Annotated in this window: 12 protein-coding genes; 2 read left to right on the top strand and 10 right to left on the bottom strand. The window is 69.0% G+C overall.

Annotated elements, in window-relative coordinates; all coding sequences use genetic code 11:
* Positions 1–228: 228 nt before the first annotated feature.
* From QLQ12_RS37305 to QLQ12_RS37265, 9 genes are all read right to left on the bottom strand, one after another.
* Entirely contained in the window at positions 229–1,554 is a 1,326-nt protein-coding gene (locus QLQ12_RS37305; protein WP_282765621.1) for an enolase C-terminal domain-like protein, read from the bottom strand.
* A 136-nt stretch (positions 1,555–1,690) separates the two neighbouring features.
* Positions 1,691–2,524, bottom strand: a complete 834-nt coding sequence (locus QLQ12_RS37300; protein WP_282765620.1) for an ATP-binding cassette domain-containing protein — start codon at positions 2,522–2,524, stop codon at positions 1,691–1,693.
* The gene (locus QLQ12_RS37295; protein WP_282765619.1) at positions 2,524–3,597 is read right to left on the bottom strand and encodes an ABC transporter permease; all 1,074 of its coding nucleotides are present in this window, start codon (positions 3,595–3,597) and stop codon (positions 2,524–2,526) included. Before QLQ12_RS37295 ends, QLQ12_RS37300 begins: the two co-directional genes overlap by 1 nt.
* A 39-nt stretch (positions 3,598–3,636) precedes the next feature.
* Positions 3,637–4,764, bottom strand: coding sequence for a sugar ABC transporter substrate-binding protein (locus QLQ12_RS37290; protein ID WP_282765617.1), 1,128 nt, complete (start codon positions 4,762–4,764; stop codon positions 3,637–3,639).
* 20 nt (positions 4,765–4,784) lie between these two features.
* Positions 4,785–5,393 carry an aldose epimerase family protein gene (locus QLQ12_RS37285; RefSeq protein ID WP_282765615.1) on the bottom strand — a complete coding sequence of 203 codons (609 nt, stop codon included), beginning with the start codon at positions 5,391–5,393 and terminating at the stop codon, positions 4,785–4,787.
* Positions 5,293–5,961, bottom strand: coding sequence for an aldose epimerase family protein (locus QLQ12_RS37280; RefSeq protein WP_282765613.1), 669 nt, complete (start codon positions 5,959–5,961; stop codon positions 5,293–5,295). Before QLQ12_RS37280 ends, QLQ12_RS37285 begins: the two co-directional genes overlap by 101 nt.
* Before the next feature lie 416 nt (positions 5,962–6,377).
* Positions 6,378–7,280: a sugar ABC transporter substrate-binding protein gene (locus tag QLQ12_RS37275; protein ID WP_282765627.1), complete on the bottom strand. Its 903-nt coding sequence runs from the start codon at positions 7,278–7,280 to the stop codon at positions 6,378–6,380.
* 169 nt (positions 7,281–7,449) lie between these two features.
* Entirely contained in the window at positions 7,450–8,211 is a 762-nt protein-coding gene (locus QLQ12_RS37270) for an ATP-binding cassette domain-containing protein (RefSeq protein ID WP_282765611.1), read from the bottom strand.
* Positions 8,208–9,266 carry an ABC transporter permease gene (locus tag QLQ12_RS37265; RefSeq protein WP_282765609.1) on the bottom strand — a complete coding sequence of 353 codons (1,059 nt, stop codon included), beginning with the start codon at positions 9,264–9,266 and terminating at the stop codon, positions 8,208–8,210. Before QLQ12_RS37265 ends, QLQ12_RS37270 begins: the two co-directional genes overlap by 4 nt.
* 333 nt (positions 9,267–9,599) lie before the next feature.
* On the opposite strand from QLQ12_RS37265, the gene QLQ12_RS37260 reads away from it, so the two are divergent.
* Positions 9,600–10,352, top strand: coding sequence for a FadR/GntR family transcriptional regulator (locus QLQ12_RS37260; RefSeq protein WP_282765607.1), 753 nt, complete (start codon positions 9,600–9,602; stop codon positions 10,350–10,352).
* An 18-nt stretch (positions 10,353–10,370) separates the two neighbouring features.
* Here the strand turns inward: QLQ12_RS37260 and QLQ12_RS37255 are convergent, their stop codons facing one another.
* Entirely contained in the window at positions 10,371–10,739 is a 369-nt protein-coding gene (locus tag QLQ12_RS37255; protein ID WP_282765605.1) for a nuclear transport factor 2 family protein, read from the bottom strand.
* Between the two features lie 137 nt (positions 10,740–10,876).
* Between QLQ12_RS37255 and QLQ12_RS37250 the strand changes: the two genes are divergently transcribed.
* Entirely contained in the window at positions 10,877–11,701 is an 825-nt protein-coding gene (locus tag QLQ12_RS37250; protein WP_282765603.1) for a helix-turn-helix domain-containing protein, read from the top strand.
* Positions 11,702–11,722 lie beyond the last annotated feature (21 nt).

The following is an 11,722-nucleotide window of genomic DNA, read 5'->3' as shown; positions in this document are numbered from 1 at the left end:
CAACCGCGATCCGCAAGATCCTCACCAAGCCCGCTCTGGCCGCCACACTGCGCGAACGCAGCGGCCACGCCGAGCCGGCGCCACGCTGGCCCGCCGTCGCCCAGCGCTACCACGAACTCGCCGTGACGCTGGCCGGCGCCCGCTCCGTCGCGGTGGCCGGCGCCTGACGGCCGGGGCGGCGCCCAGGCCTTCGGCGAACATCATTGGTGGGCGTCGGTGAGGGCCGCGTCAGACACGGGCGGCCCAGACGGGTCCGCCGGGGTAGGCGTACTTCGCGAGGGAAGCCGGAAGCATCTGGGCGCTCAGCCCCGGGGCGGTGGGCGCGGCGTACCGGCCGCCGACGACGCGTACCGGGTCGGCGAAGTGTTCGTGCAGGTGATCGACATACTCGATGACGCGGTCGCGCGTGGTGGCGGAGACCGCGACGAAGTCGAACATCGACAGGTGCTGCACCATCTCGCACAGTCCGACGCCGCCGGCGTGCGGGCAGACCGGCACCCCGAACTTCGCGGCGAGCAGGAGGATCGCGACGTTCTCGTTGATCCCGCCGACCCGGGCCGCGTCGATCTGGACGATGTCCACCGCGCCGGCCTGCAGCAGTTGCTTGAACACCACCCGGTTGGGGATGTGCTCGCCGGTGGCCACCTTGATCGGTCGCAGGGCACGGCGTACGGCGGCGTGGCCGAGGATGTCGTCGGGCGAGGTCGGTTCCTCGATCCAGTACGGGTCGTACGGCGCGAGCCGGCGCATCCAGTCGATGGCCGGCTGGACGTCCCAGCGCTGGTTGGCGTCCACGGCGATGCGGATGTCGTCGCCGACCGCTTGCCGCGCGGTCTTCATGCGCCGGATGTCGTCCTCGATGTCGGCGCCGACCTTCAGCTTGATCTGCCCGAAGCCGGCGGCGACGGCCTCGCGTGACAGCCGGGCGAGCTTCTCGTCGGAGTAGCCGAGCCAGCCGGGCGTCGTCGTGTACGCCGGGTAGCCGTGTTCCAGGAGCAGCGTGATGCGCTCCTGGCGGCCGGGCAGGGACCGCCGCAGGATGTCCAGCGCGTCATCGGGGGTGAGGGCGTCGCTGAGCCAGCGGAAGTCGATCTGCGCGACGATCTCCTCCGGCGACATCTCGCCGAGGAACCGCCAGACCGGCTTGCCGGCCCGCTTGGCGGCGAGATCCCAGACGGCGTTGACGACCGCGCCGGCGGCCATGTGGACGGCGCCCTTCTCCGGGCCGAGCCAGCGCAGTTGCGGATCGTGGGTGAGCGAACGGGCGAAGCCGCCGAGATCGCCGCACACCTCGGCCACCGATCTGCCCACGACGTGGGAGGTGAGGGCGGCGATGGCGTTGGCCTGCACCTCGTTGCCGCGCCCGGTGGTGAAGGCCAGGGCGTGGCCTTCGTGGCCGTCGCCGGCGTCCGTGCGCAGCCGCACGTAGGCGGCGGAGTAGTCCGGCTCAGGGTTCATGGCGTCGGAGCCGTCGAGATGATCGGACGTCGGAAAGCGAACGTCCAGCACGTCCATGGTGGTGATACGCGCGGATCCGGACACGGAGGCAGGCATGGTGTGGGCTCCTGGGGGGTGCGATGCGGTCACGGCTCGGTCCTGAAGCTGGCCGCCGTGATCCGCGTGACGATCAGCGCGGCGAGGACGGTCGGCGAGGCGACCGGCGGCGGCCGGGCGGCGTGCAGGCTGCCGGCTACGGTCCCGGATCGGGATCGTCGGAGCGGGTTCTCAGCGACGGTTTGCGGCGGTTGCGGTACTCGGCCACGACCAGTTCGGTCAATTCCTCCAAGGTCACGTCGGCGGTACGCCGGTCGAAGGTGATGGTGCCGTGCTGGAGCAGGTTGACGCGGTCGCAGACGTCGAGGACCTGGGCGTAGTTATGGGCGATGATGATGACGGAGACGTCGCCGCGGGCTTTGAGGTCCCGGATGAGGTCGAGGATGAGGGCGCCTTCCTTGGCGCCCATGGCGGCGAGTGGTTCGTCGAGGAGCAGGACTTTGGCGTCGGAGTAGACGGCGCGGGCGACGGCTACGGCCTGTCGCTGCCCGCCGGACAGCTTGGCGACCTCCGCGCCGACGTCGGGGATGTCGACTCCCATGTCGGCGAGGTGTTCTCTGGCGAGGCGGCGCATGGCCCGGTTGTTGAGCAGCGGCCCGAAACGCAGCTCGCGGTTGAGGAACATGTTGTGGAACACGCTGAGTTCGTTGATCAGGGCGAGGCCCTGGTAGACGGTGTCGATGCCGAGGGAACGGGCGTGGTCGACGCTGCGCAGCACCACCTCCTGGCCGTCCACGTGGATCCGCCCGGCGTCCGGGCGGTGGTATCCGCAAATGACTTTGATGAGGGTGGACTTGCCGGCGCCGTTGTCGCCGATCAGGCCGAGCACCTCGCCCTTGTCCAGGCGCAGGCTGACGTCGCGCAGCGCGGTGAGCGCACCGAAACGTTTGACCACGTTCTCCACCCGCAGGGCGGCACCCTGCGCCGACGGGTCCGGGGCGGTGTCAGAGGTGGTGGGTTGCGCTGTCATCAAGCGCCTCCGGTGCGCCGCAGCCGGGACAGGTATTGGTTGGCGATCATCGAGAGGAGGATCGCGCCGCCGAGGATCAGCTGGAACGGGTTGGCGCTGATCCCGATGAGATTGAACCCGTTCTGCAACTCGGCGAGGATCAGCGCGCCGAGCAACGCCCCGATGACGGTGCCGGAGCCGCCGGCCAGGGCGGTGCCGCCGATGACCGCCGCGGAGATCGCGGTGAAGACGAGGGCGGTGCCGCCGCCGATGTTGGGGTCGATGCTGTTGATCCGGAACGCTTCGAGGAGCCCGGCGAGCGCACCGAGCACGCTCGCGATCATGAAGTTGCCGATCTTGATGCGGTCGGTACGGATGCCGGCCTCGGTGGCGCCGATCGGATTGCCACCGACCGAGATCGTGTGCAGTCCCCAGCGGGTACGGGTGAGCACGATGTGGAAGATCACAACGATGGTGAGGCACCAGGTCAGCGAGGCCCAGTCCCCCGCGCCGAAGATCGTCTGGATCCGGCCCCGCGCCTGTTCGGGGATCTGTGCCGGGTAGGCGTGCGAGGTGGTGAGCAGCACGCCGAGCAGGAAGTAGTACGAACCCAAGGTCGCGACCAGGGACGGCACCTTGAGTTTGGTGACGATGAAACCGTTGCAGAACCCGATGCCGGCCGAGATGCCGAAGGCCAGCAGCAGCGCCGGGACGACGGGTACCCCGTAGAGATCCACCGCGTAGTGCATCAGGAACGGGGCGAGCGCGGCGACGACCCCGACGGACAGGTCGATCTCGCCGCTGACCAGCAGCAGCACGATGCCGATCGCGACGATCGCCGCCGGCGCGGTGGCCTGCGCGATGTTGCGCAGGTTGTCCGGTGTGAGGAAGACGTCGTTGGACGCCCGGAAGTAGACGGCCATGCCGAGGGCGACGATCAGGACGCTCGCCTCGCGCCAGCGCACCAGGACGGTGCCGACCCGGCCGAGCATGGACAGGATGCGCCGGCCGCGAACCGCGGACGGCGCTGCCTCCTGCCCGGCAGGGGGCACGCCGGCCCCGCCAGCGGCCCCTTCCCGAACTGTTTCGTGCATCAGTCCACTCCACTCACTGTTCGGTCACCCCCGGGCGGGTCATTCGTGGGCGATGGGCCCGGACCGCTCGACGAGTTTCACGTCGGTGGCCGAACCCTCGTAGCGGGTCTGGGTGGTCTGGTACTGGGTGACGTTGTCCTTCGTCACGAACAGCAGGCCGGTGTTGGTCTGCGGCGGCGAGATGAGGCCGCCGGTGACCTTGTAGAGATACAGGTAGAGCACCGGCAGGAAGCCCTGCAGGTACGGCTGCTGGTCGATGGTGTAGTCGAGGTCGCCGGCCTTGATCGCGGCAAGGGTCTCCGGGATCAGGTCGAACCCGCCGGCCACCTTCAGCCCTTTGCCGCGCATGTCGTATTTCTTGACCGTCTGGCCGATCGACTGGGTCGAGCCGGCGTCCACGGCGAGCATGCCGGCCAGGTTCGGGTGGCCCTGGGCGTACGCGTCGATGATGGACAGTCCTTTGGTGACATCCGCGTTGGTGGCCACCGCGGTGAAGGTGACCCCGCCGCCGGCGTCCGTGAACGCCTGCTGCGCCCCGTCGATCCGCGGCTGAATGTTCAGCTGGCCCGGGGTGGCGATGAACCCGACCACCTCGCCGGACTGCACCTGGGTCAGCGCCCGCTGGCCGAGGGCGTACCCGGACTCGTACAGGCCCTGCCCGACGTAGGCCAGCCGGTTGGTGCCCACGTCGTCGCGGGCGCCGTCGGCGTTGTACGACACCACCGGAATCCCGGCATCCAGGGCCTGGTCGACCGGAGCCCGGAACGCGGTCTTGTCGACCACGGCCAGGGCGAGACCGTCGGCCTTGCCGCTGATCGCGGTGTTGGTCGCGTTCACCATCTCGGCGACCACGGAGTTCGCCGAACCGGTCCACTGGAAGCTGCAGCCGAGCAGCTTGCACGCGTCTTCCGCGCCGTACTGGGCCGGGGTGAAGAACGGGTTAGTGGTGACGTGGTTGATGAACACGAACTTCCAGTTCGGCGTCTTCGGGAAGTTCCCGATCGCGTCCGCGATCGGCTCGTCCTGGCTGCACGCCGACAACAAACCGGCCGCCGCCAGCGAAGCACTCATCAGACCCGTGCCGGCCAGCAGCCGACGGCGCGAGACGCTCCCGTGCCCGAGTCTGTCGGCCGCCGCAACGACCGAAGGGTCAACAGCACGCATCATGCACTCCTTTGTTCGCTTGGTCAGCGCGCTACACCGAACTGATAGACAGTGGTCGTCCGATAGGTCTGTCCCGGCCGTAGGACGGTCGACGGGAAGTTCGCGTGGTTCGGCGAGTCCGGGTAGTGCTGCGTCTCCAGCGCGAACCCGTCGCCCATCCGGTACATCCGGCCGGACGTGCCGACCAGCGTGCCGTCCAGGAAGTTCCCGCCGTAGAACTGGATGCCCGGCTCCGTGGTCAGCACCGTCAACCGCCGGCCGCTCGACGGATCGGTCGCCCGGGCCGCCACCTCGAGCTCGCGGTAGCTGTCGTCCTTGCGGTCCAGCACCCAGTTGTGGTCGTAACCCCGGCCGATCACCAGTTGACCGAAGCCGTCCCGGTTGCGGGCCCCGATCGCAGTCGGCTTGCGGAAGTCCATCGGCGTGCCCGCGACCCGGTCGATCGCGCCGGTCGGGATCAATGTCGCGTCCACCGGCGTGTACCGGCTCGCGTTCAGCGTCAACTGGTGACCGTCGATCGTGCCGGAACCCTCACCGGCCAGGTTGAAGTACGCGTGGTTGGTCAGGTTCACCACCGTCGCCTCGGTGGTCGTGGCCACGTAGTCCATCCGGATCTCCCGCCTGCCGGTCACCGTGTAGGTCACCGTGGCCGTCAGCGCGCCCGGGTACCCCTGGTCCCCGTCCCGGGCTGGTGAACTGCAGGCGCAGCGCCACACCGCCGTCCGTGGTCAGCGGGGTCGCCTTCCACACGTGCTTGCCGAAACCGGTCGTGCCGCCGTGCAGACTGTTCGGTTCGTTGTTGACCGGCAGTTGGTACCGCACACCGTCCAGCGTGAACTGCCCCTTGGCGATGCGGTTGGCGTACCGGCCGGTGATGCAGCCGAAGTACGGGCTCTTCTCCTCGTAGTCACGGAGATCGTCGAAACCCAACGTCACGTTGGCAGTCCTGCCGCGCCGGTCCGGCGTCTCGATGCTCTGCAGGATTCCGCCGTACGTGAGAACGCGTACCCGCAATCCGTCGACGGACAGGGTGTACCGATCAACGGCCACACCCGAGGCGGTGGTTCCCCAGGCCTGTTTGGTGATCGTCGCGCGGCCGCCCGCATACGAGGTGGAGGCCGTGACCGTACCCAGACCAGCGGCCAGCAAAGCCGCCGCGCCGGCCCGGACAGCGGTTTTGCCGAATGAGATCCTGTGCATTTGCTCGCCTCTCTCGAGAGGTGCCGCGCCGACGCGTGGCAGGGCAAAGCGAAATGGGAAGAGCCCACCCGGGGATCGGGACTAAGCACCCCGAGCGGGGTATGGAGCGTCTCGTCATGCGTTCCACCAGCCAGCGGAAACCGGCTGGACACATGCCCGAAACCAAGAGTTCACATTGACGCTACAATCCGGCCAGAAACACTGTCAACGTCGATCAATATGCTTTCCGAGCTGCGGAGTATCCGCGTCCACCCGGATCTCGAAATCAACCCAGGCTTGCGAGGAGCGGATGGCTCGCCGCCCTCTCCCGCGCGCTCACGAACGTCGTTCGTGACGTTATCCGCCTGGTTTCTTCGATAGCTGAGGACGATGAGAGTTCATCGCGTCCGCCGGCCACGCCCGGAATGCGCGGCAGATCAGCCGAAGGAGGCGGCGTTGTCTTTCGTGACCATCTCGGTGCCGGTGTCGATGCTGGGCTGGACCGACTGGCCCCGGGCCGCCGCCACCGCGGTCTCGATGCCGAGCGAGCCCATCTTGGCGGGGAACTGCGCGACGGACGCGGCCTGGTCGCCGGCCTTGATCGCGGTCAGTTCGTCCGGTGACGCGTCGAAGCCGACCACGGTCAGGTCGCCCGGCTTCTTGCCGGCCGACTTGACGGCCTGGAGGGCGCCGACGATCGGAGGTCCACACGCGCCGTAGACGGCGGTCAGGGTCGGATGGGCGGCGAGCAGGTCCTGAGCCGCGTTGAGGCCCTTGGTCTGGTCGCAGTCGGTGGCCGGCTCGCCCACCACTGTCGCCTTGCTGCCTAGCGTCTCCTTGAGACCCTTGACCCGGTCGTCGAGCGAGGGGTTGCCGATCCGGCCCTGCAGGATCGCGATGGTCGCGCCGGCCGGCAGCCGGTCGGCCAGCCAGGCGCCGGCGAGTCTGCCGCCCGCCAGGTTGTCGGTGGCCACCACCGAGCTCTTGCCGTTCCAGCCGGGGATGTCGTTGTCCACGAGCACCACCTCGATGCCGGCCTTGACCGCCTTGTCCAGCGCGGTCCGCACGGCCGGGCTGGTCGGCGTGATCGCGATGGCTTCGACGTCCTTCGCGATCATGTTCTCGATGGCGTTGATCTCCCCTTCGTCGTCCGTTCCACTCTTGCCCTGGCCGTAGACGACCTCGACGTCGTCATGGCCGGCGTCGTACTCCTGTACCGCCTCGACCATGATGTCGTAGAAATCCACCGGGAATTTGGTGATGAAACCGACCTTCAGTTTTTCACCGGCGCCCGGATCGCCATTCCCGGAATCTCCGCCGGAAGAGCAGGCGGCCAGCATCAGACTCGCCACGGCAATCGCCATCATCGATCTTGTTCGCATGTCTTTTCCTCCGTTGACCTTTCTCGTCCACGCCGATCTCGTTCGCGCCGAATTCGTTCGCGCCGATCTCACCTGCGCCGACCAGGGCCGCGACGATGGCTGTTGCACCGCTGCGCCGGCAGGAGCGTCAGCCGTTACCGCCGACGATCAGCGACACGATCTGTTCCTTGTTCTCCGGCCGGGGAACAAGCTCCCCGACCGCACGGCCGCGGCGCAGCACCACGGCCCGGTCCGCCATCTCCATCACGTGATCCATCGCGTGTGACACGACGATGATCGCGAGTCCTTCGGCGCGCAGTCGCGCTATCAGGTCGAGGACATGGCGGGACTCCCGTACGCCCAGCGCGGCCGTGGGCTCGTCGAGAATCACCACGTTCGTCGCGAACGCGGCGGCCCGCGCGACGGCGACGGCCTGCCGCTGGCCACCGGACATCAGCCCCACCGGAGTGGTCAGGTCGGCCACGCCCACCGCGAGCCGGCGGAGCACCACCACGGTCGCCTCGGCCATGGCTCGCCGGCGGACCAGCCGGAGCCCTCGGGGCAGCCATCGTGGTGTGGTCATCTCCCGTCCGGCGTAGAAGTTCGCCGCCGGGTCGAGATTGTCGAACAACGCCAGGTCCTGGTACACGGTCTCGATGCCGAGGGCCCGGGCGTCCGCCGGCGAGCCCAGGTCGACCGGCACGCCGTCCATCTCCACTGTTCCGGCGTCCAGCCGGTGCACCCCGGAGACGCACTTGATGAGCGTCGACTTGCCGGCGCCGTTGTCGCCGAGCAGGGCCAGCACCTCGCCCCGCCGGACCTGGATGTCCACGCCGTCCAGTGCCACCACCGCGCCGAAACGCTTCGCCGCCCCCCGGACGCTGAGCGCGGGCGGGCTCGGCGCGGTCATGACCGCGCCGCCTGGAGGATCCGGAGCCGCTCCTCCAGGAGCCCGCGGACCACGTCCAGTTCGACGGCGAGCACGATCACGACACCGATCACGATCGGCTGCAGGAACGCGTTGACGTCGAGCAGGTTCATGGCGTTGCGAATGACCCCGATCATGAGTGCCCCCACGAGCGCGTTGCCGACATGCCCACGGCCGCCGTGAAAGCTCGCCCCGCCGATCACCACGGCGGCGATCGCGTCCAGCTCGGCGAGTTCACCGAACGTGGGCGAGCCTCCGTTGAGGCGGCCGGCGTTGACGACCGCGGCGATTCCGGCCGCCAGCCCGCTGATCACGTACACCGAGACGACCACGCCCTTGACCGGGATGGCGGCCCGGCGTGCCGCATCCGGGTTGCCGCCCACCGCGAAGATCCAGCGGCCCCAGACCATCGCCCTGGTGAGCAGCAACGTCATCAGCGCCAGTCCGACGACCAGGAACGCCGAATAGGGAAACCATCCGATCGAGCCGCCGCCGATACGCTGGACCACCTCCGGCATGCCGCTGATCGGCTGCCCACCCGACAGCCACAGCGCCAGGCCACGGGCGATGCTCAGCATGGCCAGGGTCATGATGAACGGGTGCGGCAGCCGGCCCCAGACCAGCACTCCCCCGTTGACCGCGCCGACCACCGCACCGGTGGCGAGCATGGCCAGGATGACCAGCGGACCGGACTCCATCGATCCGAACACCAGGGCCCCGGCCACCGCCGACAGCGCCAGCGTCGACCCGACGGACAGGTCGATGCCCCGGGTCACGATCACCAGCAGCTGGGCGAGCGCGAGGATCGCGATGACCGCCGTCTGGCTGAGCACGTTGCCGAGGTTGCGAGTCGTGAAGAACACCGGCGACAGCGCGCCCGCGGCCAGCACCACGACCAGCAACATCAGGGCCGGGCCGACCCGCAGGGCGGCGAGGCCCAGGCCGCCCGGATCGCGGCGCGGACCGGCGAGCGGCGAACCGGAGCCGCCGCCGGCCGGGGTGGAGCCTTTCGGCAGGTACCCCGCCGGCCAATCCATTCTCGATGCGCCGAATGTGGCCGCGGCACCGTGACCGTCGGATGCCGTGTTCGGGTGGGCGTCACGCTCAGTGGCGTCGGATGCCATCGATACCTCCACCATGGCCGGACGTGGCTGGTGAGCAGGCGCTGCGCTGATTAGCCGGAATCTAACCCTGGATTGACCCGATGTCTATAGGCGTCAAATACGGACGACACAACGAGCATGAAAGGACGGCGCTGCTATATATCACGTTATCTCGCCATTAATGGAGGAAGCACTTCTTGACTCCAGGCACATTTCCCTCGTATCGTTCGGTCGATTCATGGGATCAATTGACGACCGGAGCATGTCATGGGCGCCATCGAGTCGACGATCGGCCGGATCAAGCAGATGCTGGTCGACGGCGAGCTCCGGCCCGGCGACAAGTTGCCGGTCGAGAAGGATCTGGCCGCCGGCCTCGGCGTCTCCCGCAACACGTTGCGCGAGGCGGTCCGGGCGCTCACCACGCTGAAGGTGTTGCAGACCCGGCAGGGCGACGGCACCTATGTCACGAGCCTCGCGCCCGACCTGCTGCTGGACGGCATGGCGTTCGTCGCCGAACTGCACGGCGAAGCCGGCGAACTGCAGTTCCTGCACGTTCGCCGGCTCCTCGAACCAGAGGCCACGGCACTGGCCGTCAACCGCCTCACCGACGCCGAACTGGCCGAGCTGCGGCGTCTGTTGAGGGAGTCCCACGCCCTGGTCCAGACGCCGGCCGTCGACCACGAGCGGCTGATGGCGAACGACCGGGCATTCCACCACCTGATCACCGCTCGGTGCGGGAACCCGGTGCTGGCCGCACTGGTCGAGAACGCCTCGGGGCACACGGTGCGCGCCCGGATGTGGCGCGGCCGCGTCGACGCCGGGGCCGACGCCCGCACGGTCACGGAGCATCAGATGATCTACCAGGCGATCGCCGACCGCGACAGCGAACGCGCCCGCATGCTGGCAGCCGCGCACATCCTCGGCGTCGAGGGGTCCGTCCGCGCCATGACCGTGCCGGCGCCGGACCTCGCCGCCGGCATGATCCCTCGTGGCGGCGACATCGCCTCTTCGGACGAGTGAAACGGCGGGCCCGTCCGGTCAGGCCTGCGGGACCCGGTCCAGGAAACCGAGCACGTCGGCGATCCGGCCCGCTCCGTCCACCCTGATCACGTCGAAGCCGACCACCAGCGGCTCGACCGCGCCGGGCGGCGCCAGGTGCCAGGTGAACCGGGCGATGTCGTGGTGGGCGTCGACGGTGCCGCCGGAGCTGAACACCATGCCGGGGAACTGGGCCCGGGCGCCGCCGATGAGCGCGCTGATGCCCTCGTGACCGGTGACTGCGGCCATCGGGTCGGTGTAGGCCGCCTCGGCGGCGAACATCTCGGCGATCCGTACGGCCCGCGCGTCGGCGTCGGGTTCGTTCCAGACGGCCAGGTAGTCGTCGACGATTCCGGCGAAGTCGCTCATGTGTCCACTCCCTTTAGTCGGGGCTCCTCCGGCGAGGTCGCCGTGCAGCCGGGAGGAATATGGCAGCCGGTCCGGTGGCCCGTCGATTACCCGGCAGGTAATGGACGCCGGATCGCGCGGCCGGAAGACTGGCCGGCATGACGGTTCTCTCGGGTACCCAGCCGGCCACCGTCGGCGCGCTGCTGCGCGAGTGGCGCCGGCGCCGCCGGCTCAGCCAGCTCGAACTCTCCCTGAAGGCGGACGTCTCCGCCCGGCACCTCAGCTTCGTCGAGACCGGACGGTCCACCCCGAGCCGCGACATGGTCCTGCAACTCGCCGACCGTCTCGACCTCCCGCTGCGCGAGCGCAACCGGATGCTGCTCGCCGCCGGATACGCCCCCGCCTACCCGGAGACACCGTTGCAGGCCCCGGTGATGCGCGCCGTCCGCGACGCGGTGCGCCAGGTGCTGACCGGCCACGAGCCGTACCCGGCCGTCGTCGTCGACCGGTACTGGAACATCGTCGACGCCAACGCCGCGCTGGGGCTGATGACCAGCCGGGTGTCCCCGGCGCTGCTGACCCCGCCGCACGCCAACGTGCTGCGGGCCAGCCTGCACCCGGACGGGCTGGCCCCGCACATCGTCAATCTGGGCGAGTGGCGCGCGCATCTTCTGCACCGGCTGCATCGGCAGGTGTCGTTCAGCGGCGACCCGCGCCTGGCCGAGTTGGCGGAGGAACTGCACGGATATCCGTGCGACCAGCCCGAACCCGACCTCGACGCGCCCGGACCGGGCCGGATCATGGTGCCTCTGCGGGTCCGTACCGATCTGGGGGAGGTCACCTTCTTCAGCACGGTGGCGACGTTCGGCACGCCCCTCGACATCACCGTCGAGGAATTGTGCATCGAATCCTTCTATCCGGGCGACGCGTTCACCGCGGATGCCCTGCGCAACCCCGTGGGACGGCCGCCGGTGAGACCGTGAGCCGGCAGCCGGCGGCAGTGG

Origin of the sequence: Actinoplanes sandaracinus, from assembly GCF_030009775.1 — a bacterium.
GTDB lineage: Bacteria > Actinomycetota > Actinomycetes > Mycobacteriales > Micromonosporaceae > Actinoplanes > Actinoplanes sandaracinus.
Note: the sequence above shows the minus strand (reverse complement) of the source record. Positions and strands in the feature narration are given on the sequence as shown.

Bases quoted from the DNA above. Each gene is read 5' to 3' on its own strand.
- QLQ12_RS37305 (WP_282765621.1), bottom strand. From the start codon at position 1,554: ATGCCTGCCTCCGTGTCCGGATCCGCGCGTATCACCACCATGGACGTG.
- QLQ12_RS37300 (WP_282765620.1), bottom strand. From the start codon at position 2,524: ATGACAGCGCAACCCACCACCTCTGACACCGCCCCGGACCCGTCGGCG.
- QLQ12_RS37295 (WP_282765619.1), bottom strand. From the start codon at position 3,597: ATGCACGAAACAGTTCGGGAAGGGGCCGCTGGCGGGGCCGGCGTGCCC.
- QLQ12_RS37290 (WP_282765617.1), bottom strand. From the start codon at position 4,764: ATGATGCGTGCTGTTGACCCTTCGGTCGTTGCGGCGGCCGACAGACTC.
- QLQ12_RS37280 (WP_282765613.1), bottom strand. From the start codon at position 5,961: ATGCACAGGATCTCATTCGGCAAAACCGCTGTCCGGGCCGGCGCGGCG.
- QLQ12_RS37275 (WP_282765627.1), bottom strand. From the start codon at position 7,280: ATGCTGGCCGCCTGCTCTTCCGGCGGAGATTCCGGGAATGGCGATCCG.
- QLQ12_RS37270 (WP_282765611.1), bottom strand. From the start codon at position 8,211: ATGACCGCGCCGAGCCCGCCCGCGCTCAGCGTCCGGGGGGCGGCGAAG.
- QLQ12_RS37265 (WP_282765609.1), bottom strand. From the start codon at position 9,266: ATGGATTGGCCGGCGGGGTACCTGCCGAAAGGCTCCACCCCGGCCGGC.
- QLQ12_RS37260 (WP_282765607.1), top strand. From the start codon at position 9,600: ATGGGCGCCATCGAGTCGACGATCGGCCGGATCAAGCAGATGCTGGTC.
- QLQ12_RS37255 (WP_282765605.1), bottom strand. From the start codon at position 10,739: ATGAGCGACTTCGCCGGAATCGTCGACGACTACCTGGCCGTCTGGAAC.
- QLQ12_RS37250 (WP_282765603.1), top strand. From the start codon at position 10,877: ATGACGGTTCTCTCGGGTACCCAGCCGGCCACCGTCGGCGCGCTGCTG.